Consider the following 22,613-nt stretch of genomic DNA (forward strand, 5'->3'; position numbering starts at 1 on the left):
GCAGCGTCGCCCCGATGTCCGACGTACGCGTCGTCGTCATCGACTGCACCGACACCGGCGCGTCCCCGCCGACCGCCACCGACCCGACCTGGATCTGACGGCTCTTGCGGCGCTCGGCGAGCCTGGTCGGAACGGACGGCATGCCGAGTGAAATCGCAGTCATCTGCTGTGCAACCTCAAGTTGTGGATCAGTGTCCGGTCACGGAACGGCGGCCAATGGCGGGCTCCAAGCCCCGAGATTACGCCACGGGCATGGACGCGAGCACATCACCGTCCGTAAACCCACCCAATGGGCGGCGGCCGGGGAGGAGTCTCCCCGGCCGCCGCGAACGCAACGCGGCTAGGAGATTTTCACGGGGTTAACCACGTCCGCGATCAGCACCAGGATGGTGAAGCAGACGAAGATCCCTGCCACCACGTACGCCACCGGCATCAGCTTCGCGACGTCGAAGGGGCCCGGGTCGGGGCGGCGCAGCACCCGGGCCACGGCGCGCCGCAGGGACTCCCACAGGGCGCCCGCGATGTGCCCGCCGTCCAGCGGGAGCAGCGGGAGCATGTTGAACAGGAACAGCGACAGGTTGAAGCCCGCGACGAGCAGCAGCATCATCGCGAGCTGCTGCGACGGCGGGATGTGGAGGGTGAACACCTCACCGCCGACCCGGGCCGCGCCGACGACGCCCATCGGGGAGTCCGGCTGGCGCGGGGCGTTGCCGAAGGCCGCGTCCCACAGGGCGGGGATCTTGCCGGGCAGGGAGATCAGCGACTCGATGCCGTTCTGCATCATGTCGCCCATGCGCTGCACGGACTGGTCGAAGGACTGCTGGACGATGCCGGAGGCGGGTGTGAAGCCGAGGAAGCCGGCGTACACGTACTTGCCCTCGACATAGCCGCCGCTGCTGTCCGTCTTGCTCACCTGGTTCTTGATCAGGTGGGCGCGCAGGTCGGTCTTCCGGCCGCCCCGCTCGACGGTGAGCGTGACGTCCTTGCCGGGGTTGGCGCGGATGTCGGACTGGAGGACGGACCAGTCCGGCACCTGGGAGCCGTTGAACCCGACGATCTTGTCGCCCGGCTTGAGCCCGGCGGCGAGCGCGGGCGCGGCGGGGTCGCCCTTCTGGCACTTCGTGCGGTTCTGGCTCTGCTGGATGACGCAGTCGGAGACCTTGCTGACCGTGGTGGTCTGGGTCTGGACGCCGAAGCTCATCATCACGCCGAGGAAGATCGCCACGGCGAGGACCAGGTTCATGAAGGGGCCCGCGAACATGACGATGACCCGCTTCCACGGCTTGCGCGTGTAGAAGAGGCGCTCCTCGTCACCGGGCTGGAGTTCCTCGAAGGACTGCGCGCGGGCGTCCTCGATCATGCCGCGCCACGGTGAGGTGGAGCGGGCCTCGATCCGGCCGTCCGGTCCCGGCGGGAACATTCCGATCATGCGGATGTAGCCGCCGAGCGGTACGGCCTTGATCCCGTACTCGGTCTCGCCCTTCTTGCGTGACCAGATGGTCGGCCCGAAGCCGACCATGTACTGCGGCACGCGGATCCCGAACAGCTTGGCCGTCGACAGATGCCCCAGCTCGTGCCACGCGATCGAGATCAGCAGACCGACCACGAAGATGACTATGCCGAGGATCATCATCAGTGTCGTCATGCACGAGCCTCCGCGATTGCCGTCTGCGCCGTCAGTTCTCTGGCCCGGGCACGCGCCCAGGTCTCAGCTTGGAGGACGTCCGCGACGGTCAGGGAAGTTCCCGAGCGGGGGGCTCCGTGTTCCTCCACCACCCGGATGACCGTATCCATGATCCCGTTGAACGGCAGGCCGCCGTTCAGGAACGCATCCACGCACTCCTCATTGGCGGCATTGAACACCGCCGGGGCCGTGCCCGCGAGCTCTCCGACGTGCCGGGCGAGCCCCACCGACGGGAAGGCTTCATTGTCGAGCGGGAAGAACTCCCAGGTCGACGCCTTGGTCCAGTCGAAGGCGGGCGCCGCGTCGGGCACCCGTTCGGGCCAGCCGAGTCCGATGGCGATCGGCCCCCTCATGTCGGGGGGCGTCGCCTGCGCCAGGGTCGAGCCGTCCGTGAATTCCACCATCGAGTGGACATACGACTGCGGGTGTACGACAACCTCAATGCGGTCGAAGGGAATGTCGTAAAGAAGGTGTGCCTCGATGACTTCGAGGCCCTTGTTCACCAGGGTCGCGGAGTTGACCGTGATGACGGGGCCCATGGCCCACGTGGGGTGGGCGAGGGCGTCCTTGGGTGTGACGTTCGCCAGCTCGGCCCTGCTCCGGCCGCGGAAGGGGCCGCCGGAGGCGGTGACGACGAGCTTGCGCACATCGGCGCGGGTCCCGGAGGCGAGGGCCTGGAAGAGCGCGGCGTGCTCGGAGTCGACGGGAATGATCTGGCCGGGCTTGGCCAGCGCCTTCACCAGCGGGCCGCCGACGATGAGCGACTCCTTGTTGGCGAGCGCGAGGGTGCGGCCCGCCTCCAGGGCGGCGAGGGTGGGCGCGAGACCGATGGAACCGGTGATGCCGTTGAGGACGGTGTGGCAGTCCGAGGCGGCGAGCTGGACGGCGGCGTCGGGACCGGCGAGCACCTCGGGGAGAGTCTCCGCGGCGCCGTACTGCGCCGCGAGCGCCTCGCGCAGGGCCGGTACGGCGTCCTCCCGTGCGACGGCGACGGTGCGCACCCGCAGACGGTGGGCCTGCTCGGCGAGCAGTCCGACCCGCGCGCCGTTGGCGGAGAGCCCGGTGACCTTGAACCGGTCGGGGTTGCGCAGCACGAGGTCGATGGCCTGGGTGCCGATCGAACCCGTGGAGCCGAGGATCACGACGTCCCGGATTCCGTCCACGGGGTCGAAGACGAGATGGGGGTCGGCAAGAGGGGCTGGACTGTCGCTCATCCCCCCATTGTTGCCGCACGGCCCCACCGCGAGCACAGGGCGCCCCCCGCTCGAGGGGACCACGACAACGACTTCGAGACCATCACGCGGTCCCGGCCGGGCTGCCCGGTGGCTCATGCCACCGGGCAGTCCGCAGCCGTCGGTCAGCGGATCGGGCGGTGGACGTTCTCCCGCTGGGAGGGGCCGGGGGCGGCGTCCGCGATCCAGGGGCCTTCGGTCGACGGGTCGACCATGCCGTCCTCGAGCCATTCATAGGTGCCGGACAGGACGCCCTTGACCACCTTGCCGTCCAGGTCGTCCGTGTTGTCCCACAGCCTGCCGAACAGCTCTTCCACGCGGATGCGGGACTGGCGGCAGAACACGTCGGCGAGCTGGTACGCCTCGCGGCCGTGATCGCCGGACCTGCGCAGGTGCTCGGCGCGGACGCAGGCCGCGCTCATCGCGAACAGTTCGGCGCCGATGTCCACGATCCGGCCCAGGAAGCCCTGCTTGGACTCCATGCGGCCCTGCCAGCGGGACATGGCGTAGAAGGTGGAACGGGCGAGCTTGCGGGCGCTGCGCTCGACGTAGCGCAGGTGCGGCGAGAGGTCGACCTGCTGGTGGAACGCCCCGTAGGCGCCGGGGATCTGGCCCTGCCCCGCGATCAGCTTCGGCAGCCACTTGGCGTAGAAGACACCGGCGTTCGCGCCCGCCCTGGCCTTGTCGGACAGGGACTTGTCCGGGTCGATGAGGTCGCCGGCCACGGACAGATGGGCGTCCACGGCCTCCCGGGCGATCAGCAGGTGCATGATCTCCGTGGAGCCCTCGAAGATGCGGTTGATGCGCAGATCGCGCAGGAGCTGTTCGGCCGGGACCCCGCGCTCTCCGCGGTCCTGGAGGGACTGGGCCGTCTCGAAGCCCCGGCCGCCGCGGATCTGGACCAGTTCGTCGGCCATCAGCCAGGCCATCTCGGAGCCGTACAGCTTGGCGAGAGCGGCCTCGATGCGGATGTCGTTGCGGTCTTCGTCGGCCATCTGCGACGACAGGTCGACGACCGCCTCCAGCGCGAAGGTGGTCGCCGCGATGAAGGAGATCTTCGAGCCGACCGCCTCGTGCAGCGCGACCGGCTTGCCCCACTGCTCCCGGGCCCCCGACCACTCGCGGGCGATCTTCAGGCACCATTTGCCCGCGCCGACGCACATCGCGGGCAGGGACAGCCGGCCGGTGTTGAGCGTGGTCAGCGCGATTTTCAGGCCCGAGCCCTCGGGGCCGATGCGGTTGGCCGCCGGGACACGGACACGGTGGAAGCGGGTGACCCCGTTCTCCAGTCCGCGCAGGCCCATGAAGGCGTTGCGGTTCTCGACGGTGATGCCTTCCGAGGCGGCCTCGACCACGAACGCCGTGATGCCGCCCTTGTGGCCCTCGGACGCGGGAACACGCGCCATGACCACGAGCAGATCGGCGACCACGCCGTTGGTGGTCCACAGCTTCACGCCGTCGAGCACGTAGTGGTCCCCGTCCGGAACGGCCGTGGTGGCCAGCCGGGCCGGGTCGGAGCCCACGTCCGGCTCGGTGAGCAGGAACGCGGAGATGTCGGTGCGGGCGCAGCGCGGCAGGAACGTGTCCTTCTGCTCCTGGGTGCCGAACAACTTCAGCGGCTGCGGTACGCCGATCGACTGATGCGCCGACAGCAGCGCGCCGATCGCGGGGCTCGCGGTGCCGACCATGGCGAGCGCCTTGTTGTAGTACACCTGGGTGAGGCCGAGACCGCCGTACTTGGTGTCGATCTTCATGCCGAAGGCGCCGAGCTCCTTGAGCCCGTTGATCGTCTCGTCGGGGATCTGCGCCTCGCGTTCTATGCGGGCGGCGTCGATCTGCGTCTCGCAGAAGTCGCGCAGCTTGGCCAGGAACTCCTCGCCGCGCTGTACGTGCTCGTCGGCGGGCAGCGGGTGGGGGTGGATCAGGTCGAGCCGGAAACGGCCGAGGAACAGTTCCTTGGCGAAGCTGGGCTTGCGCCAGTCCTGTTCGCGCGCGGCCTCGGCGACCTGACGGGCCTCACGCTCGGTGACAGTGGGCTTGGGAGTGGGAGCTGTTGGTGCGGTCATGAGGCTCACCTCGCCGCGAATCGGGGCTTGTGGGACGTACACCGGGCGAAGTGCCGCACGAGTCTCAAGGGGCCCGTACGGCGATCTTGCGGGTGTACGTTACTGAGCGGTGCTACTCGATCGTTGGTACCCCAATCCGGGGCAGGCCACCAGTCCTTGTGCAGCCGCACGCCCCCCTCGGGGGCGTCACACTTGTCAAACCGGCCACCACGGACAGCTCCGGCACGCATCCGCCTCCGTGAGCGCCCCGTTGCGCGTTCCCGGCATGTACCCGCTAAGGCACAATGCGTGCGTCAGTGACATGTGCGGACACCTCCTGGTGTGATCCGGTACGCGGAACGCGTCGCTGGGTTCGTTGCCGACCGGTCGGCACACCGAATTCAACGCCGCGGGTCGCGCACGCACATGGGCGATCGGCCCCCGTCATGTCCGCGCGCCGCACCCAGGCGAGGGCCGCTCACGGCAGAGGTGAAAGGTGGTGGTCGTGGGGGTGCCCGGCCACGTGGTCGCCGGGCCTGCGTATCCTCGCCCGAGGCCACGGACCGTCCGGGACCGTGGGCGAGCGCGCGAACCGCGGACAAGGAGCACCATGGATGCCGCCCTCGCGGCCCCGTCCGTCGCGTCCCTGCTCGAGGACTTCTCTCTTGAGATGACCGGCAAGGACGTGGTGAAGCTGGAGGAGTCGCGTGCCGCCGTTCCGCCCGGGACGCGGATCAATGTCACGTACCTCGGCAGCGAGGACCTCGGGACACGGCTGCGGGCCGCCCGCGCGGTCAAGCGGCTGGGGTTCGTCCCCGTACCGCACATCTCGGCCCGCCGGCTGGGCTCGGAGGCGGACCTGGACGCGTTTCTGTCGGCTCTGCGGGCGGACGGGCTCGCGGACCGGGTGCTCGTCGTCGGGGGCGACCCGGCCGCCCCGCAGGGCCCCTACGAGGACGCGCTGACCCTGATCCGGTCCGGACTGCTGAGCGGGTACGGCGTCCGGCATGTCGGGCTCGGCGGATACCCCGAAGGGCATCCCGCCATCGCGGACGGCGCTCTCTGGTCGGCGATCGACGCGAAGGCGGCGGCCCTCCGGGAGCAAGGACTGTCCGGCGAGGTGGTCACGCAGTTCGGCTTCGACGCCAGGGCCGTGCTCAGGTGGGTCGAGGCCGCGCGTGAGCGGGGCATCGGCCTGCCGGTGCGGGTCGGGGTGCCCGGGCCCGCCGGAGTCCGGCGGCTGATGACGTACGCCACGCGCTTCGGGGTCGGTACGAGCGCGTCCGTCGTCAGGAAGTACGGCTTCTCGCTCACCAACCTGATGGGCACCGCCGGCCCCGACCTGTTCCTGCGCACGCTCGCGGAGCACTACGACGCCGGGCGTCATGGGGAGATGAAGGTGCACTTCTACACCTTCGGCGGCCTGCGCGCGGCCTCCGAATGGGTGACCGCCTTCCGGGAAAGGCTCGCGACCCGGGTCTGAGCCTGCGCCACCGCGGCGTGCCTGCGCCTACGCCGACGGCCGGAGCCCCCGCACAGCGGGCTCCGGCCGTCGGTGTGAAGGCGGCTACGGGGTCAGAGGGCGAGGCCCGTCAGGACCAGAACGCGCTCGTACGTGTAGTCGTCCATCGCGAACTTGACGCCCTCGCGGCCGACACCGGACTGCTTGGCGCCCCCGTAGGGCATCTGGTCCGCCCGGTAGGAGGGGACGTCGCCGATGACGACGCCGCCGACCTCGAGGGCGCGGTGGGCGCGGAAGGCGGTCTGGAGGTCATGCGTGAACACGCCCGCCTGGAGGCCGTACTTGGAGGTGTTGACGGCGGCGAACGCCTCGGCCTCCCCGTCCACCTTCTGTACCGTCAGGACGGGTCCGAAGACCTCCTCGCAGGAGATGGTCACGTCGGCCGGCACCTCGGTCAGCACGGTGGGCGCGTAGGAGGCGCCGTCCCGCTTGCCGCCGGCCAGCAGCCTGGCGCCCGCGACCACGGCCTCCTCGACCCAGGACTCCACGCGCTTCGCGGCGTCCTCGCTGACCAGCGGGCCGACGTCGGTCGCGGAGTCGGAGGGGTCCCCGGTGACCTGGGCCTCGACGGCGGCCACGATGCGCGGCAGCAGCCGGTCGTAGACCGACGCGTCGGCGATGACGCGCTGCACGGAGATGCAGGACTGGCCGCCCTGGTAGTTGGAGAAGGTGGCGATGCGGTTCGCGGCCCAGTCCAGGTCCTCGTCGCTCGCGTAGTCGGCGAGGACGACGGCCGCGCCGTTGCCGCCCAGTTCGAGGGTGCAGTGCTTCCGCGGCACCGAGTCCATGATCGCGTAGCCGACCTTCTCGGAACCGGTGAAGGAGATCAGCGGCAGGCGCTCGTCCTGGACCAGCGCGGGCATGCGGTCGTTGCTGACCGGCAGGATCGACCAGGAGCCGGCAGGCAGCTCGGTCTCGGCGAGCAGATCGCCGATGATCAGGCCGGACAGGGGGGTGGCGGGCGCCGGCTTGAGGATGATCGGGGCGCCGGCGGCGATGGCCGGGGCGACCTTGTGGGCGCACAGGTTCAGCGGGAAGTTGAACGGCGCGATACCGAGGACGACGCCCTTCGGGAACCGGCGGGTCAGCGCCAGCCGGCCCTGGCCGCCCGCGTCGGTGTCGAGGCGCTGGGCCTCGCCGCCGTTGAAGCGGCGGGCCTCCTCGGCCGCGAACCGGAACACCGAGACGGCGCGGCCGACCTCGCCGCGCGCCCACTTGATGGGCTTGCCGTTCTCGGCGGAGATGAGCTGCGCGATCTCCTCGGTGCGCTCGGCGAGCCGCTTCGAGACATGGTCGAGGGCGGCGGCGCGGACATGGGCCGGAGTGGCGGCGAACTCGTCGCGCACGGCGTACGCGGCGGCCACGGCTTCCTCGACCTGGGCCTCGGTCGGCACGCTGACCTTGCCGACGAGCCGTCCGTCCCACGGGGAGGTGACGTCGAAGGTGGTCTCACCCGTGGCCTGGCGGCCGGCGAGCCAGAAGGCGTGGGTGGCGCCCACATTCGTTTCCTGGGGCATGATCGGGTCCGGGCCCTTCCGAGTTCGGTGTTCCATGCGGTTCACCGTCCACGGTAGGGCCGGCGCGGCAACGGGTCGCTTGTCCGGACGGTAGCAGTGCCGGGACGATGTTCTACGGGTTGTACAGGCGGAGCCCGGGTGTGGTCGGGGGAGGTGTCACTCCCCCGCTGCCGCCGTGGCCTTGAGGGCCAGCCACAGTTCCATGCGTACGTCCGGGTCGTCGAGCGAGCGGCCCAGGATCTCCTCGACCCGCCGCATCCGGTAGCGCAGCGTGTGCCGGTGGACGCCCAGGTCGGCCGCGGCGGCGTCCCACTGGCCGTGGTGGGACAGCCAGGCCCGCAGCGAGGCCACCAGATCGCCCCGTCCCGTGGCGTCGTGTTCCCGCAGGGCCCGCAGCAGCCCGTCCGCGAAGGCGCGCACGGCGTCGTCCGCGAGCAGCGGAAGGACCGAACCGGCCGCCAGCTCCTCGTGCTCGACCAGCGCACGGCCGCGCCTGCGGGCCACCGACAGCGCCTGCTCGGCCTGCTTGTACGCGGCAGCCGCAGCGATCGGCCCGGCGGGCGCCGACAGGCCCACCACCAGCTCGTCCTCGTCGGGGGCCGGCTGCTCCGGCGCCGCGGTCCGCGCCGCCCGCACCGCCGACGCGTACTGCTGGCAGGCGGCGACCGCCGCGCCACCGTCCACGCCGAGCACCACGAGCCGTCCCCCCTCGGGCACGACCAGCACGGGCTCGCCGGAGCGCAGGGCGGCGGATTCCACGGCCTCGGCCAGTCCGGTCAGCGGATCGCCGTTCGGTTCGGCCGCGGCTGCCGTTGCGGTGACCTGCGGCGCGGGCGCCACGCGCGCGTGCCCGTCGGCATGTGCCCGGGCCGCCGACGCGGACGCCGACTCGGCGAGGATCAGACGGAACGGGGCGTCCAGGAGTTCGCCGTAGAGGTCCCCGGCCACCGCCCGCGCGTGGTCCGGTTCACCGGCCAGCAGCATGCGCAGTACGGCCGCCCCGATGCGCTGTTCGGCGGCGTGCAGGGAGCGCGAGCGCTCGGTGGTGAGGGTCAGCAGGGCGATGGCGGAGTGCACCGCGTAGCGCTCCGCGGTGCCCAGGGCCGCCGCCGTGCCCACGGCGAGCGCGGCGCGCGGGCGCCGCCCGGTGCCGAGGGAGTGCAGTTCGACCCGGTCCTCACCGTTCGGCCCCCCGACCACGGAGCTGGCCGGTGCGGGCCTCTCCCGCAGCCGTTCCACCTCGCCGGTGAGCCGGGCGGCCCGCCGAGCCGCCCACTCGGGCGCGGCGGCGACGACGGCACCCGAGGCGTCGTACAGCGCGGCCCAGCCGGAGACCTGTCCGGCGAGCGCGGCGAGCAGACCCTCCGGGCCGTCGTTCAGCGTCTGCCTGGTCAGTTCGCGCTGGGCGGCGAACCCCGCGGTCACCGCCCGGTACTGGTCGGCGGCGATGGCGGCGGAGACGGCCTTGCTGATCGCGAGGAACGGCGTGCGCCGGGGCACCTCCAGGAGCGGGAAGTCCTCTTCCCGGGCGGCGTCCACGAGCGCCTTCGGGATCTCCTCGTAGTTGACCCCGACGGCGAACCCGAGACCGACCACTCCCGCGCCCATCAGCCGCTTCACATAGCGGCGCATGGCCTCCGGGTCCTCCGCGTCCAGCTTCAGCGCCGTGATCAGCAGCAGTTCGCCGCCCTCCATATAGGGCACCGGGTCGGCGAGCTCGCTGACGTGTGCCCAGCGGACGGGGACGTCCAGGCGGTCCTCACCCGCGTGCACGGTCAGCTTGAGGGCCGAGTGGTGGACGAGCGAGGCGAGAGTGGGGGGCATGAGGCCTTCAGGTCGGCATGGATGGAGGTCTTGTGAACCCTGTGGTCCATTGGCCGCCGCGTATGAACGACCTATGTCGATTCTGCCTTACCGTACGGTCTCCGTGTGCCCCGATCTCCGGACCGGTGGGTCGGTCCTCAGCCGCGCAGGTCCACCAGGAGCGGGGGCGCGTGCTCACCCTTCACGTTCGTCAGGGACAGCACCGCGTGCCCCGGCGGCACCGAGTGCGCCAGCTCGGACGCGGACCACCGCTCACGCTCCACCTGGCGGACGGTCACGGCCTGAGTGGTGACCGCCTTGCCGGTGACCAGCTTGCGCAGGGCGTGGATCGCCCGGGTCATCGGCTGGTCCGCGAAGACGGTGTGCTGGGCCACGTCCCGTGTCTCCACCCACTGCCTGCCCCAGGCGTCGGCGAACCGGCTGCCGTCCCATGTGGTGACCCCGGAGAACGCCATCCGGCAGCCCACCGCCCCGTACAGCGTTCCGTGCAGGGCCTCGGAGACCTCGCCGACGGTGCGCAGGGCCAGCACCACACCGGCGTTGCGGGAGCGCAGGCGCTGGATGCGGCGGACGGACTCGCCCGTCACGGCGCCCGTGGCGTCGTCCAGTGCGAGACAGACGAAGTGGCTCCGTCCGCCGTCCCGGGACACGGCGTCGAACTGGGCGAGCAGCAGCCGTGTGATCAGCCGGGACGCCTCCTCGTGGCCGCGTTCCGGCAGATCGATGCGGACCCGCAGCGGGTGGTGGACGACGGCGCGCAGTGAGAACGGACGGCCGCCGCCGGTGTCCGCGCCGAAGAACTCCGCGAAGGCGGGGCGGTCCAGCAGGGCGAGCCGGTCCGCCAGCGCGGGGCCGGGGTCGCCCACGGCGCCCGACTGACGTACACGCGCTTCGAGTTCGCGGCGCATCACGGTGTGCTCCTGGCCGGACAGCGCCGTGCGCAGTGCCTCCAGTGCCGACGGCACGCCCTCCAGCAGCTCGCGCAGCACCGGCAGGGTCGGGAACCGCCCGTGAGCCGCCCGGTACGGCCCGAGCAGCTGGGCGAGCGCGGTCGCCGCCCGCTGCCCGCCGACCGTGTCGAGGTCGCCGACCAGCCCCTCGGCGAGGAAGGCGGCGGCCTCGTCCGCGTCGTCGGAGTCCGCGTACGGGTCCAGGTCGTGCACGGACGCGGAGTCCCCGAGCCGTACGACGACGTCGTAGGCGGAGTCGGGACCGAGCGGGGTTCCGGCGGCGCAGACCGCGACGACGGCGCACTGCCCGGTGAGCGCCTGGAGGCCGAGGGACTCCACCACCGGGCGGACCAGATGGTGCGTCTTGCCGGAGCCCGGGGGGCCCACGGCCAGGAGCGAGGTGCCGAGGGTGTCCGGACCGAGGGCCGCCCCGGCGCCGCCGTAGGGGAGCGGTGTGCGCTCCCCCGCGACCCATCGCCCGATGCGGACCTGCCCGGCGAGAAGGTCGTGCCGGGCGGACCTGGCGGGCAGATCGCGCGCGCCGGAGGGGTGGGTCCAGGCCGCCGCGCCCTCGCGCAGCACGGCGTCGGCGAAGGAGGCCGACTGCGCGCAGGCACGGGCGCGGGTCCACATATGAGCGACCCGTGCGCAGTCCACGTCGTTCATCCGTCCGTCCCGCACGTCGGCGGCGAGCACGTCGGCGGCCTGGTGCTGACCGGCCTCGCGCAGCTCGGGCCAGTACGACCGCTCCTGTCCGGCGACCGGCTGCGGGGCCGCTCCCGCCTTCGCCCGGGCACGCGCGTCGAGCGCCGTCTTCGCGAGGGGCCCCCAGCCGCCGAGGCGGGCGAACGGCCACAGGACCAGTGCGGTGACGAGCGCGTACAGCGTGTAGGAGAACAGCTGCGAGGCGAACACCTTGTAGCTGCCCGTGATCAGGGTGACGAGGGAGAACAGCGGGTCGATGACGGGCACGGTCTGCTGGAACACGAGGACCAGCACGGTCAGGGCGCCCAGGGCGGCGGTCAGGGCGCGGGCGGGCTGGGGCCTGCCGCCCACGAGGTGGCGGGCGACGGACGACCAGCTGCCCAGTCGGCTCACGGCATAGACCAGCAGGGCGAAGAAGAGACCGCTGTAGACGTTCAGGGCCTCCACGCCCGGATACGGCACCGGCTGGTCCAGGCGCCTGGGCGAGGCGAGCGTGCCACCCCACCACCAGTCGTTCGGGGTGAAGAGCCGCAGCAGCTCGTACTGGTAGGGGATGACGCCGCGCTGCCAGAGGGACCACACCACGATCGCCACGAGGACCGGGATCAGCATCCCGACGACGGTCACCGGCGTGAGCTTCCCGGCCGCCCTCGCGGCCTTCGGCAGCCGGTATCCGTACCGCCAGATGCCGGGCTCGGTCGCCGGGCGCGGCTCGTCGAGCCACTCGGCGACGGGCGAGCGGCGGTGCGGGGGCCGGGCGTCGGCGGGTGGCGCGTCCGGCGCCCCGGCCGGCCGCACGGGGATCGCCTCCGGTGCCCGGGTCGGCCGCGGTGGCACGTCCGCACCGCCGGGGGGCGGCACGGGCACGTCCCCCGGACCCGCCGGGCCCGCAGGACGTGGCACCGGTGTCGCGTGCAGGCCGCGTACGTCCTGCGTCCCGTCGCTGTTCATCGCCCCTGCCCCCTGACCAGCCGCTCCATGCACCATCAGCGAGTCAATCTAACGCGCTCCGCGGGGAGTTCGCCGTATACGGCGCCGGGTCTCCGGCGATGCGATGTACTCCATCGTGTCCACGCTATGTCCACCGCGGACAAGCGGAGGCGCGCAAAGCGCCCACATGGAGCATGCCCACCCCCCATGCCCCGCCTTAGCCTGCGAGAAAAGAAGGCAAGCGTCCGAAAAACACCCCCGCCCGGAATCATCAGGGAGCCCTCATGACCGCACTTCCGCAGGAGCGCCGCGTCGTCACCGCCATCCCCGGCCCGAAGTCGCAGGAGCTGCAGGCCCGCCGCACCGCCGTGGTCGCGCAGGGCGTGGGCTCGGTGCTGCCGGTCTTCACCACGCGCGCCGGCGGCGGGATCATCGAGGACGTCGACGGCAACCGTCTGATCGACTTCGGCTCCGGCATCGCCGTGACGTCCGTGGGCGCCTCCGCCGAGGCCGTCGTGCGCCGCGCCTCCGCGCAGCTCCAGGACTTCACCCACACCTGCTTCATGGTCACGCCGTACGAAGGCTACGTGGCCGTCGCCGAGGCGCTCGCCGAGCTGACGCCGGGCGACCACGCCAAGAAGTCGGCCCTGTTCAACTCGGGCGCCGAGGCCGTCGAGAACGCGGTCAAGATCGCCCGCGCGTACACCAAGCGCCAGGCGGTCGTCGTCTTCGACCACGGCTACCACGGCCGGACGAACCTGACGATGGCGCTGACGGCCAAGAACATGCCGTACAAGCACGGCTTCGGCCCGTTCGCGCCCGAGGTCTACCGCGTGCCGGTGGCCTACGGCTACCGCTGGCTGACCGGCCCGCAGAACGCGGGCGCCGAGGCGTCCGCCCAGGCCATCGACATGATCAACAAGCAGATCGGTGCCGAGAACGTCGCCGCGATCATCATCGAGCCGGTGCTCGGCGAGGGCGGCTTCATCGAGCCCGCGAAGGGCTTCCTGCCCGCGATCAGCAAGTTCGCCAAGGACAACGGCATCGTCTTCGTCGCGGATGAGATCCAGTCCGGCTTCTGCCGTACCGGCCAGTGGTTCGCGTGCGAGGACGAGGGCATCGTCCCGGACCTGATCACCACCGCCAAGGGCATCGCCGGCGGTCTGCCGCTCGCCGCCGTCACCGGCCGCGCCGAGATCATGGACGCTGCGCACGCGGGCGGCCTGGGCGGCACCTACGGCGGCAACCCCGTCGCCTGCGCGGGCGCGCTCGGCGCGATCGAGACGATGAAGGAGCTCGACCTCAACGCCCGCGCGAAGGAGATCGAGCAGACCATGAAGGCCCGCCTGACGGCGATGGCCGAGAAGTTCGACATCATCGGCGATGTCCGCGGTCGCGGCGCGATGATCGCGATCGAGCTGGTCAAGGACCGCGCCACCAAGGAGCCGAACGCCGAGGCGACCGCGGCGCTGGTCAAGGCGTGCCACCAGGAGGGCCTGCTGGTCCTGACCTGTGGCACCTACGGCAACGTGCTGCGCTTCCTGCCGCCGCTCGTCATCGGCCAGGACCTGCTGAACGAGGGCCTCGACATCATCGAGCAGGCGTTCACGCGGATCTGAGCCATCGGAGAGCCACCGGGGAGCCTCTGGGAAGAGCCAGGGAGCTCCCCGGGAACTCTCCCCCCGCCACAGGGACTTCGCAGCTGGGGCACAGGATGCGCGCGGGTCTCGGTCTTGCGCGGCGGAGGGTGTGAAGAAGGTGTGCGAGGTGGATGGCGGGACGGGTTTCCGGCTGTCCGAGCGGATTCTCCTGCCGTAGGTTCTACCCAGTTGAGAGAAACACCCCGCCCGCAGGGGACTGCGGGCGGCGCCGGGCCGGGTTCTTCCCAGCTTCGACCCGGTCGTGCCCTCGCGCACACACCCGGAGCTTCCGGATTCGGATCTCCTCACCGATCGGACGGCCGCACGCCCCAAACCCCCCGGGGCGGGCGGCACACCGATCCGGACGGCCGCCCCGGAGCTACCCCCCCCTGTTCCGGGGTGGCCGACCTGCCTTCCGCGCCTGTTCCCTTCGGCCCTGCGAAGCTGTTCTCCGTGCCGACTTCCTCAGACTCAGACCCGGATCTCAAGGGCCCGTCCGGCGCCCGGAGCATGGTGCTGCCCGTTCCTCCGCGACCGGCTCGCGTCCTGGCCCCGGTGAGCCTCCTCTTCCTGCTGATCACCTGGCAGGTCGTCATCCATGGCCCGCTGGAGCGTGCGGACGAACGGCTGAGCGCGGCCATGGTCCACCCGGGCCGGATCTCCACGCTCCTGGCCGACCTCGGGAACGTCGAGGCCGCCGTCCCCGTCCTGGCCGTCGTCCTGATAGGGGTCGCCTGGCGCGCCCGGGAGGCCGGTGCGGACCGGTGGTGGCTGCCGTCCGCCGCGGCGGCGGTGCTGATGGCCGCCGTCCCGCTTCTGGTCGCCCTGTTCAAGTCGCTGATCGCCCGGCCGGGGCCGCCCGGCATGGGCTCGGTCACCGGCTTCTACCCCTCCGGCCACACGGCCACGGCCGCGATCGCCTACGGCGGCGCGGCACTGGTGCTGTGGCCGTGGCTCGGCACACCCCGCGCGCGGCGCACACTGATCGACCTCTGCGTCGCCGTGAACCTGGGCGTCGCCTACGGCCTGATCCGCAGCGGCTACCACTGGCCACTGGACGTACTGGCCAGCTGGTGCCTGTGCGCGCCGGCGCTGTTCTCGCTGTGGATCCTCCTCAGCCGGAACGGCCGGCGCACACCCTCCGCGGCGACCGCCTCCGGGTCCTGCTGCCCCGCCGCGCCGGGCTCGTCACCTGATCCGCCTCACGGCGCGGCTGTGCGCGATGACGCGGTGGGACCCGTCTGACGAGGGCGAGGGCGGCCACACGGCGTCCGGCTCAGCTGTCGAAGCCCAGCCCGAGCCTGTCCATCGCCCTCAGCCACAGATTGCGCCGCCCGCCGTGCGCGTCGGCACGCGCCAGCGACCACTTGGTGAGGGCGATCCCCGTCCATGCGAAGGGTTCCGGCGGGAACGGGAGCGGCTTCTTGCGCACCATCTCCAGCTCGGTCCGCTCCGTGCGCTCGCCCGCCAGCAGGTCCAGCATCACCTCGGCGCCGAAGCGGGTGGCACCGACACCGAGCCCCGTGTACCCGGCCGCGTACGCCACCTTGCCCTGGTACGCCGTGCCGAAGAACGCCGAGAAGCGGGAGCAGGTGTCGATGGCGCCGCCCCACGCGTGCGTGAAGCGGACGCCCTCCAGCTGCGGGAAGCAGGTGAAGAAGTGCCCGGCCAGCTTGGCGTACGTCTCGGGCCGGTCGTCGTACTCCGCGCGCACCCGGCCGCCGTAGGGGTAGATCGCGTCGTAGCCGCCCCACAGGATCCGGTTGTCGGCCGAGAGCCTGAAGTAGTGGAACTGGTTGGCCGAGTCGCCGAGGCCCTGCCGCTTCTTCCAGCCGATCGACGCGAGCTGTTCGTCGCTGAGCGGCTCGGTCATCAGCGCGTAGTCGTAGACCGGGACGGTGTACGAGCGCAGTCGCCGCAGCAGGTTCGGGAAGATGTTCGTACCGAGTGCCACCTCGCGTGCGCGCACCCGGCCGTACGGGGTGCGAACGGCCATCCCGGCACCGTACGGCTTCAGGGTGAGCGCGGGGGTGTGCTCGTAGATGCGGACGCCCAGGCCGAGGCAGGCCCGCTTGAGGCCCCAGACGAGCTTGGCGGGGTTGACCATGGCCACGCCCCTGCGGTCGTAGAGGCCGCCCACGAAGGTCGGGGAGTCGACCTGTGCGCGCACCGCTTCCGCGTCCAGATACTCGATGCCCTCGGCCAGGCCCAGGTCGGCCGTCTCCTTGTGCCAGTCACGGAGTTCCCACGCCTGGTACGTCTCGGTCGCGACGTCGATCTCGCCGGTGCGCTCGAAATCGCAGTCCAGGGAGTGGCGGGCGACCGCCTTCTCGATCTCGTCCAGATTGCGAGCGCCCAGCTCCTCCAGCTTGTGGATCTCGTCCGGCCAGCGGGCGAGGCCGTTGGCCAGACCGTGGGTGAGGGAGGCGGCGCAGAAGCCGCCGTTGCGGCCCGAGGCGGCCCAGCCCACCTCGTGGCCTTCGAGCAGCACCACATCCCGCCCGGGGTCGCGCTCCTTGGCGATGAGCGCGGTCCACAGTCCGCTGTAGCCGCCGCCGACGACCAGCAGGTCGCAGGTCTCGGGGCCGGTGAGTGCGGGCTCGGGGTGGGGCTTGCCGGGGTCGTCCAGCCAGTACGGAACCGGCTGGGCTTCGGAAAGAGACTTGGTCCAACGAGTCATGGCGCTTGGGGCCATGATTTCAACTCCCTACGGGTGCATTACGCCTTTGCGCGATTCCGGCGATTGCCGATGACCATGGAGGCCAGGACGAACAGTACGGCGACGATGAACATCGTCGTACCGATGACGTTGATCTGAACGGGCGTTCCGCGCTGCGCCGAGCCCCAGACGAACATGGGGAAGGTGACGGTTGAGCCCGCGTTGAAATTGGTGATGATGAAATCGTCGAAGGAGAGCGCGAAGGCAAGCAGCGCGCCCGCGGCGATTCCGGGGGCCGCGATGGGCAGGGTGACCCTCAGGAACGTCTGCACCGGGCCCGCGTACAGGTCCTGTGCGGCCTGCTCCAGCCTCGGGTCCATCGACATGACGCGCGCCTTGACGGCCGTCACGACGAAGCTGAGGCAGAACATGATGTGGGCGATGAGGATCGTCCAGAAGCCGAGCTGGGCACCCAGGTTGAGGAACAGGGTGAGCAGCGAGGCCGCCATGACGACCTCGGGCATCGCCATCGGCAGGAAGATCAGCGAGTTGACGGCGCCGCGTGCCCGGAAGCGGTAGCGGACGAGCGCGAAGGCGATCATCGTGCCGAGGACGGTGGCGCCGATCGTCGCCCACACCGCGATCTGCAGGCTGAGCGAGAGCGAGCCGCACATGTCGGCGACGCCGCACGGGTCTTTCCACGCGTCGAGTGAGAACTGCTGCCATTCGTAATTGAAGCGCCCCTTCGGTTTGTTGAAGGAGAACACCGTCACGACGACGTTCGGCAGGAGAAGATATCCGAGGGTCAGAAGTCCACCGAGGACTACGAGATTGCGCTTGAACCAGTTGACGAAGGCCATTTAAACCAGATCCTCCGTTCCGGACCTGCGGATGTAGACGGTGACCATGAGGAGGATCGCGGCCATGAGGATGAACGAGAGCGCCGCGGCCGTCGGATAGTCGAGGATCCGCAGGAACTGGGTCTGGATGACATTGCCGACCATGCGGGTGTCGGTGGAGCCGAGCAGGTCGGCGTTGACGTAGTCACCGGCGGCCGGGATGAAGGTCAGCAGGGTGCCGGAGACCACGCCGGGCATCGACAGCGGGAAGGTGACCTTGCGGAAGGTCGTGAGGGGCGCGGCGTACAGGTCGCCGGCGGCCTCGTGGAGGCGGCCGTCGATGCGCTCGAGGGAGCTGTACAGCGGCAGGATCATGAACGGCAGGAAGTTGTACGTCAGACCGCAGACCACCGCCAGCGGGGTGGCCAGGACCCGGTCCCCCTGGGTCCAGCCGAGCCAGTTGGTGACGTCCAGCACGTGCAGTGTGCCGAGGGCACCGACGACGGGGCCGTTGTCGGCGAGGATCGTCTTCCAGGCGAGCGTGCGGATCAGGAAGCTGGTGAAGAACGGCGCGATCACCAGGATCATGACCAGGTTCCGCCAGCGGCCGGCGCGGAAGGCGATGAGGTAGGCGAGCGGGTAGCCGAGGACCAGGCACAGCAGTGTCGCCGCCGCCGCGTAGAGCACGGAGCGCAGGAACTGCGGCCAGTACTGGGCCAGGGCGTCCCAGTAGGTGGCGAAGTGCCAGGTGACCTTGTAGCCCTGCTCCAGGGACCCGGTCTGCACGGATGTCGAGGCCTGGTAGACCATCGGCAGCGCGAAGAAGACGACCAGCCAGAGGATTCCGGGCAGCAGCAGCCAGTACGGGGTCCAGCGGCCCCGCTTGCGCGGGGGCTTCTCGGCGGGGGCGGTGGGCGCCAGAGGCGGCGCCTCGGTGACGGCGGCCATCAGGAGGCGTCCTCCTCGAGCGTCTCGACACCGGCGTCGATGTCCTGTGCCGCGTCCAGGCCGAAGGTGTGCGCCGGGTTCCAGTGCAGGACCACTTCGGCGCCGGGCACGAGGCGGGGGTCGCGGTCGATGTTCTGTGCGTAGACCTCGAACTCGGGGCAGACCGGAGAATCGATCACGTACTGCGTGGAGACTCCGATGAAGCTGGAGTCGGCGATCTTGCCGCTGATGCGGTTGCGTCCGCCGGGAATGTCGCCGGCGTCGTCGGCGTGGGTGAGGGAGATCTTCTCCGGGCGGACGCCGACCAGCACCTTGCCGCCCGGCTTCGCGGATGCGGAGGACCGCGCCCCGGGGAGGGTGAGCTTGCCGCCGCCCGCCTTGAGGACGATGTCGTCCCCGCTCTTGGCGTCGACCTCGGCCTCGATCAGGTTGGAGCTGCCGAGGAAGTTGGCGACGAAGGTGGTCTGCGGGTTCTCGTACAGATCGTTGGGCGAGCCCAGTTGCTCGACGCGCCCGGCGTTCATCACGGCGACCGTGTCGGCCATCGTCATGGCCTCCTCCTGGTCGTGCGTGACATGGATGAAGGTGATGCCGACCTCGGTCTGGATCCGCTTGAGCTCCAGCTGCATCTGGCGGCGGAGCTTGAGGTCGAGCGCGCCGAGCGGCTCGTCGAGCAGCAGTACCTTGGGGTGGTTGATCAGCGCGCGGGCCACGGCGACGCGCTGCTGCTGGCCGCCGGAGAGCTGGTGCGGCTTCTTGCGCGCCTGCTCCCCCAGCTGCACCAGGTCCAGCATCTCCTCGACCTGCTTCTTCACCGACTTGATGCCGCGACGGCGCAGGCCGAAGGCGACGTTCTCGAAGATGTCCAGGTGCGGAAAGAGCGCGTAGGACTGGAACACCGTGTTGACCGGGCGCTTGTACGGCGGCAGGTGGGTGACGTCCTGGTCGCCGAGGCGGACGGACCCGGAGGTGGGCTCCTCCAGGCCGGCGATCATGCGCAGGGTGGTGGTCTTGCCGCAGCCGGAGGCGCCGAGCAGGGCGAAGAAGGAGCCCTGCGGCACGGTCAGGTCGAGGGGATGTACGGCGGTGAAGGCGCCGTAGGTCTTGCCGATCCCGGAGAGGCGGACATCGCCGCTGTTGTCTGTCGTCATGGTGGTCACGCCCCTGTCAGCTTCGCGAACTTCTCTTCGTAGGCCGTCTCTTCCTTCTGCGTCAGCGAGCGGAAGGCATGGGACTGCGCGGCCATGGCCTTGTCTGGGATGATCAGCGGGTTGTCGGCCGCGTTCTTGTCGATCTTCGTGAGGTAGGGCTTCACTCCGTCGACGGGGGTCACATAGTTGATGTAGGCGGCGAGCGCGGCGGCGTTCTCGGGCTCGTAGTAGAAGTCCATGAGCCGCTCGGCGTTCGTCTTGTGGCGCGCCCTGTTGGGGATCAGCATGTTGTCGGTCGACGTCATGTAGCCGCTGTCCGGGATGACGTAACCGATGTCGGGGCTGTCCGCCTGGAGCTGGACGATGTCGCCGGCCCAGGCGACACACGCCGCGAAGTCGCCCTTGGTGAGGTCCGAGGTGTAGTCGTTGCCGGTGAAGCGGCGTATCTGCCCGTTGTCGACGGCCTTCTGCAGACGGGCGATCACCGCGTCGAAGTCGTCGTCCGTGAACTTCGCCGGGTCCTTGCCCATGTCGAGCAGGGTCATTCCGATGCTGTCGCGCATCTCCGACAGGAAGCCGACACGGCCCTTGAGCTTGGGGTTGTCGAGCAGGTCCGAGACCGACTTGACCTCGATGCCGTCGAGCGCCTTCTTGTTGTAGGCGATGACGGTGGAAATGCCCTGCCAGGGGTAGGAGTAAGCCCGCCCCGGGTCCCAGTCGGGGGCACGGAACTGGTCGGACAGGTTGGCGAATGCGTGCGGGAGGTTGGACGGGTCCAGCTTCTGCACCCAGCCCAGGCGGATCAGCCGGGCGGCCAGCCAGTCGGTGAGGACGATGATGTCCCGGCCGGTGTCCTGGCCCGCGGCGAGCTGCGGCTGGATCTTGCCGAAGAACTCGTTGTTGTCGTTGATGTCCTCGGTGTACTTGACCTTGATGCCGGTCCGCCGGGCGAAGGTGTCGAGCGTCGGATGGTGCTTGCCGCTGTCGTCGACGTCGATGTACTCGGTCCAGTTGGAGAAGTTGACGACCTTCTCCGCGGCCGAGTGGTCCTGAGCCGAGGTGCCGCCCTGCGCCTTGCCCGCCGGGGGGATCCCGCAGGCGCTCAGGGCCCCGAATCCGCCCACCGCGAGCGCGCCGCCCGCGGAGGCGCGCAGCAGGGAACGGCGGGTGAGGGCGGCCCTGCCACCGCGGAAACTGCGCCGCATGGCGGCCGTTTGGGCCGGGGTCAGGCGGTCGGGCTCGTACTGGTCCATGCGCGTGGTGCCCTTTCGGGAGGTGATACGGCCGCGGTCAGGCGGCCTGTCTGCTAGCGGTCCCCGAAGATCGTGCGGTGCCAGTCCTTGGCAGCCGCCGCGGTGTTGTCGAACATGACGTGCTTGACCTGGGTGTACTCCTCGAATGAATACGCGGACATATCCTTGCCGAAGCCGGACGCCTTGTAGCCGCCGTGCGGCATCTCGCTGATGATCGGGATGTGGTCGTTGACCCACACGCAACCCGCCTTGATCTCACGGGTCGCGCGGTTCGCCCGGTACACATCGCGGCTCCAGGCGGACGCGGCGAGGCCGTAGGGGGTGTCGTTGGCGAGCCGGATGCCCTCGTCATCGCTGTCGAAGGGCAGCACGACAAGCACCGGACCGAAGATCTCGGACTGGACGATCTCGCTGTCCTGGGGTGCGTCGGCGACGAGGGTGGGCCGGTAGTAGGCGCCGCTCGCGAGTTCCCCTCCGGGAGCCTCACCTCCGGTCACCACGCGCGCGTAGGACCGCGCCCGGTCGACGAACCCCGCGACGCGGTCGCGCTGGACGTGCGAGATCAGCGGGCCGAGGTCGGTGCCGGGTACGAAGGGGTCGCCGAGCCGGACGGTCTCCATGAGAGCGGCGGTCCGGCGGACGAACTCCTCGTAGAGGGGGCGCTGCACATACGCGCGCGTGGCGGCCGTGCAGTCCTGGCCGGTGTTGATGAGCGCGCCCGCGACCGCGCCGTGGGCGGCGGCCTCCGGATCGGCGTCGTCGAAGACGAGGAAGGGCGCCTTGCCGCCGAGCTCGAGGTGGAGCCGCTTGACGGTGGCGGTGGCGATCTCGGCGACGCGCCTGCCGACCGCTGTCGAGCCGGTGAAGGAGGTCATCGCCACGTCGGGGTGGCCGACGAGGCGTTCGCCCGCCTCCTTGCCGGTGCCGGTGACGACATTGACGACGCCGTCCGGGATCCCGGCCTCGGTGGCCGCCCGGGCGAACAGCAGCGAGGTCAGCGGGGTGAGCTCGGCCGGCTTGAGCACGATCGTGTTGCCCGCGGCGATGGCCGGGAGGATCTTCCAGGCGGCCATCTGCAGGGGGTAGTTCCAGGGTGCGATGGAGCCGACGACGCCGATGGCCTCGCGCCGGACGTAGGAGGTGTGGTCGCCGGAGTACTCACCGGCGGACTGCCCCTGGAGGTGCCGGGCGACACCGGCGAAGAAGGCCGTGTTGTCGATCGTGCCCGGAACGTCGAACTCCCGGCTCAGCTTCAGCGGCTTGCCGCACTGGAGCGACTCGAAGCGGGCGAGATCCTCGGCCCGGTCGGCGAGGACGGCGGCGAAGCGGTGCAGCGCGTCGGAGCGCTCACCGGGGGTGGCCGTGGACCAGGCGGGGAAGGCGGCACGCGCGGCGGCGACGGCGCGGTCCACGTCCTCGGCGCCCGCGAGGTCGTACGTGTACACCTCGGCGCCCGTCGACGGGTCCACCACCGTGTGGGTACGACCCGACGTACCCTTGACCGTTCTGCCCGCTATGTACTGCGCGCCGTCCGCGAGGAACTCCTGTACGTCGTTCCACGTCCGGGTGCGGATGTCGACGTCGCCGGGGTTGCCCGGGTTGTGCATGTCGCTCTCCTTGGCCGCCAGACCGCGTCCGCGGCGGGGCTGGCGTAGCTCCGGCTCGATTTGAGTGCCGATCCTGACAGAGCTACTGGACTCCAACAAGTGATTCC

At 70.6% G+C, this 22,613-nt stretch carries 16 protein-coding genes; 3 read left to right on the plus strand and 13 right to left on the minus strand.

What is annotated here, in order from left to right:
• From ABZ845_RS16075 to ABZ845_RS16090, 4 genes are all read right to left on the minus strand, one after another.
• Nucleotides 1–163: flavodoxin-dependent (E)-4-hydroxy-3-methylbut-2-enyl-diphosphate synthase (locus tag ABZ845_RS16075; protein WP_351996082.1), on the minus strand; the 163-nt coding region annotated here is incomplete at its 3' end.
• Between the two features lie 177 nt (nucleotides 164–340).
• Nucleotides 341–1,645, minus strand: a complete 1,305-nt coding sequence (locus tag ABZ845_RS16080) for a site-2 protease family protein (protein ID WP_360979108.1) — start codon at nucleotides 1,643–1,645, stop codon at nucleotides 341–343.
• On the minus strand, nucleotides 1,642–2,898 hold the full coding sequence (dxr, locus tag ABZ845_RS16085; protein WP_360979111.1) for a 1-deoxy-D-xylulose-5-phosphate reductoisomerase: 1,257 nt from the start codon (nucleotides 2,896–2,898) through the stop codon (nucleotides 1,642–1,644). The genes ABZ845_RS16080 and dxr overlap by 4 nt, the downstream gene beginning before the upstream one ends.
• 143 nt (nucleotides 2,899–3,041) lie before the next feature.
• On the minus strand, nucleotides 3,042–4,982 hold the full coding sequence (locus ABZ845_RS16090) for an acyl-CoA dehydrogenase family protein (protein ID WP_360979114.1): 1,941 nt from the start codon (nucleotides 4,980–4,982) through the stop codon (nucleotides 3,042–3,044).
• 589 nt (nucleotides 4,983–5,571) lie between these two features.
• On the opposite strand from ABZ845_RS16090, the gene ABZ845_RS16095 reads away from it, so the two are divergent.
• Nucleotides 5,572–6,444, plus strand: a complete 873-nt coding sequence (locus ABZ845_RS16095; protein ID WP_360979117.1) for a methylenetetrahydrofolate reductase — start codon at nucleotides 5,572–5,574, stop codon at nucleotides 6,442–6,444.
• Between the two features lie 92 nt (nucleotides 6,445–6,536).
• Here ABZ845_RS16095 and ABZ845_RS16100 read toward each other — a convergent pair whose 3' ends face one another.
• From ABZ845_RS16100 to ABZ845_RS16110, 3 genes are all read right to left on the minus strand, one after another.
• The gene (locus ABZ845_RS16100) at nucleotides 6,537–7,982 is read right to left on the minus strand and encodes an aldehyde dehydrogenase family protein (protein WP_360979469.1); all 1,446 of its coding nucleotides are present in this window, start codon (nucleotides 7,980–7,982) and stop codon (nucleotides 6,537–6,539) included.
• Between the two features lie 174 nt (nucleotides 7,983–8,156).
• Nucleotides 8,157–9,824: a PucR family transcriptional regulator gene (locus ABZ845_RS16105; protein ID WP_360979120.1), complete on the minus strand. Its 1,668-nt coding sequence runs from the start codon at nucleotides 9,822–9,824 to the stop codon at nucleotides 8,157–8,159.
• 137 nt (nucleotides 9,825–9,961) lie between these two features.
• Entirely contained in the window at nucleotides 9,962–12,430 is a 2,469-nt protein-coding gene (locus ABZ845_RS16110; RefSeq protein WP_360979123.1) for an ATP/GTP-binding protein, read from the minus strand.
• 263 nt (nucleotides 12,431–12,693) lie between these two features.
• On the opposite strand from ABZ845_RS16110, the gene gabT reads away from it, so the two are divergent.
• A complete protein-coding gene (gabT, locus tag ABZ845_RS16115) occupies nucleotides 12,694–14,028 on the plus strand; it encodes a 4-aminobutyrate--2-oxoglutarate transaminase (RefSeq protein ID WP_360979126.1) in 1,335 nt (444 codons plus the stop codon).
• Between the two features lie 474 nt (nucleotides 14,029–14,502).
• Complete coding sequence (locus ABZ845_RS16120; RefSeq protein ID WP_360979129.1) at nucleotides 14,503–15,294, plus strand: phosphatase PAP2 family protein; 792 nt, start codon at nucleotides 14,503–14,505, stop codon at nucleotides 15,292–15,294.
• A 31-nt stretch (nucleotides 15,295–15,325) separates the two neighbouring features.
• On the opposite strand, the gene ABZ845_RS16125 is transcribed toward ABZ845_RS16120, so the two are convergent.
• Genes ABZ845_RS16125 through ABZ845_RS16150 form a run of 6 tightly spaced genes read right to left on the minus strand, consistent with a single transcriptional unit; the run spans nucleotide 15,326 to nucleotide 22,506 of the window.
• On the minus strand, nucleotides 15,326–16,744 hold the full coding sequence (locus ABZ845_RS16125) for an FAD-dependent oxidoreductase (RefSeq protein WP_360979132.1): 1,419 nt from the start codon (nucleotides 16,742–16,744) through the stop codon (nucleotides 15,326–15,328).
• A gap of 23 nt (nucleotides 16,745–16,767) precedes the next feature.
• Complete coding sequence (locus ABZ845_RS16130; protein WP_360979135.1) at nucleotides 16,768–17,568, minus strand: ABC transporter permease; 801 nt, start codon at nucleotides 17,566–17,568, stop codon at nucleotides 16,768–16,770.
• A complete protein-coding gene (locus tag ABZ845_RS16135) occupies nucleotides 17,569–18,495 on the minus strand; it encodes an ABC transporter permease (RefSeq protein ID WP_360979138.1) in 927 nt (308 codons plus the stop codon).
• On the minus strand, nucleotides 18,495–19,655 hold the full coding sequence (locus tag ABZ845_RS16140; protein WP_360979141.1) for an ABC transporter ATP-binding protein: 1,161 nt from the start codon (nucleotides 19,653–19,655) through the stop codon (nucleotides 18,495–18,497). The genes ABZ845_RS16135 and ABZ845_RS16140 overlap by 1 nt, the downstream gene beginning before the upstream one ends.
• A complete protein-coding gene (locus ABZ845_RS16145) occupies nucleotides 19,652–20,899 on the minus strand; it encodes a spermidine/putrescine ABC transporter substrate-binding protein (protein ID WP_360979144.1) in 1,248 nt (415 codons plus the stop codon). The genes ABZ845_RS16140 and ABZ845_RS16145 overlap by 4 nt, the downstream gene beginning before the upstream one ends.
• 53 nt (nucleotides 20,900–20,952) lie before the next feature.
• Entirely contained in the window at nucleotides 20,953–22,506 is a 1,554-nt protein-coding gene (locus ABZ845_RS16150; protein ID WP_360979147.1) for a gamma-aminobutyraldehyde dehydrogenase, read from the minus strand.
• Between the last annotated feature and the right edge of the window lie 107 nt (nucleotides 22,507–22,613).

Origin of the sequence: Streptomyces sp. NPDC047022, assembly GCF_040644155.1 — a bacterium.
Classification (GTDB): Bacteria; Actinomycetota; Actinomycetes; order Streptomycetales; family Streptomycetaceae; genus Streptomyces.

Bases quoted from the DNA above. Each gene is read 5' to 3' on its own strand.
- ABZ845_RS16080 (WP_360979108.1), bottom strand. From the start codon at position 1,645: ATGACGACACTGATGATGATCCTCGGCATAGTCATCTTCGTGGTCGGT.
- dxr (WP_360979111.1), bottom strand. From the start codon at position 2,898: ATGAGCGACAGTCCAGCCCCTCTTGCCGACCCCCATCTCGTCTTCGAC.
- ABZ845_RS16090 (WP_360979114.1), bottom strand. From the start codon at position 4,982: ATGACCGCACCAACAGCTCCCACTCCCAAGCCCACTGTCACCGAGCGT.
- ABZ845_RS16095 (WP_360979117.1), top strand. From the start codon at position 5,572: ATGGATGCCGCCCTCGCGGCCCCGTCCGTCGCGTCCCTGCTCGAGGAC.
- ABZ845_RS16105 (WP_360979120.1), bottom strand. From the start codon at position 9,824: ATGCCCCCCACTCTCGCCTCGCTCGTCCACCACTCGGCCCTCAAGCTG.
- ABZ845_RS16110 (WP_360979123.1), bottom strand. From the start codon at position 12,430: ATGAACAGCGACGGGACGCAGGACGTACGCGGCCTGCACGCGACACCG.
- gabT (WP_360979126.1), top strand. From the start codon at position 12,694: ATGACCGCACTTCCGCAGGAGCGCCGCGTCGTCACCGCCATCCCCGGC.
- ABZ845_RS16125 (WP_360979132.1), bottom strand. From the start codon at position 16,744: ATGGCCCCAAGCGCCATGACTCGTTGGACCAAGTCTCTTTCCGAAGCC.
- ABZ845_RS16130 (WP_360979135.1), bottom strand. From the start codon at position 17,568: ATGGCCTTCGTCAACTGGTTCAAGCGCAATCTCGTAGTCCTCGGTGGA.
- ABZ845_RS16135 (WP_360979138.1), bottom strand. From the start codon at position 18,495: ATGGCCGCCGTCACCGAGGCGCCGCCTCTGGCGCCCACCGCCCCCGCC.
- ABZ845_RS16145 (WP_360979144.1), bottom strand. From the start codon at position 20,899: ATGGACCAGTACGAGCCCGACCGCCTGACCCCGGCCCAAACGGCCGCC.
- ABZ845_RS16150 (WP_360979147.1), bottom strand. From the start codon at position 22,506: ATGCACAACCCGGGCAACCCCGGCGACGTCGACATCCGCACCCGGACG.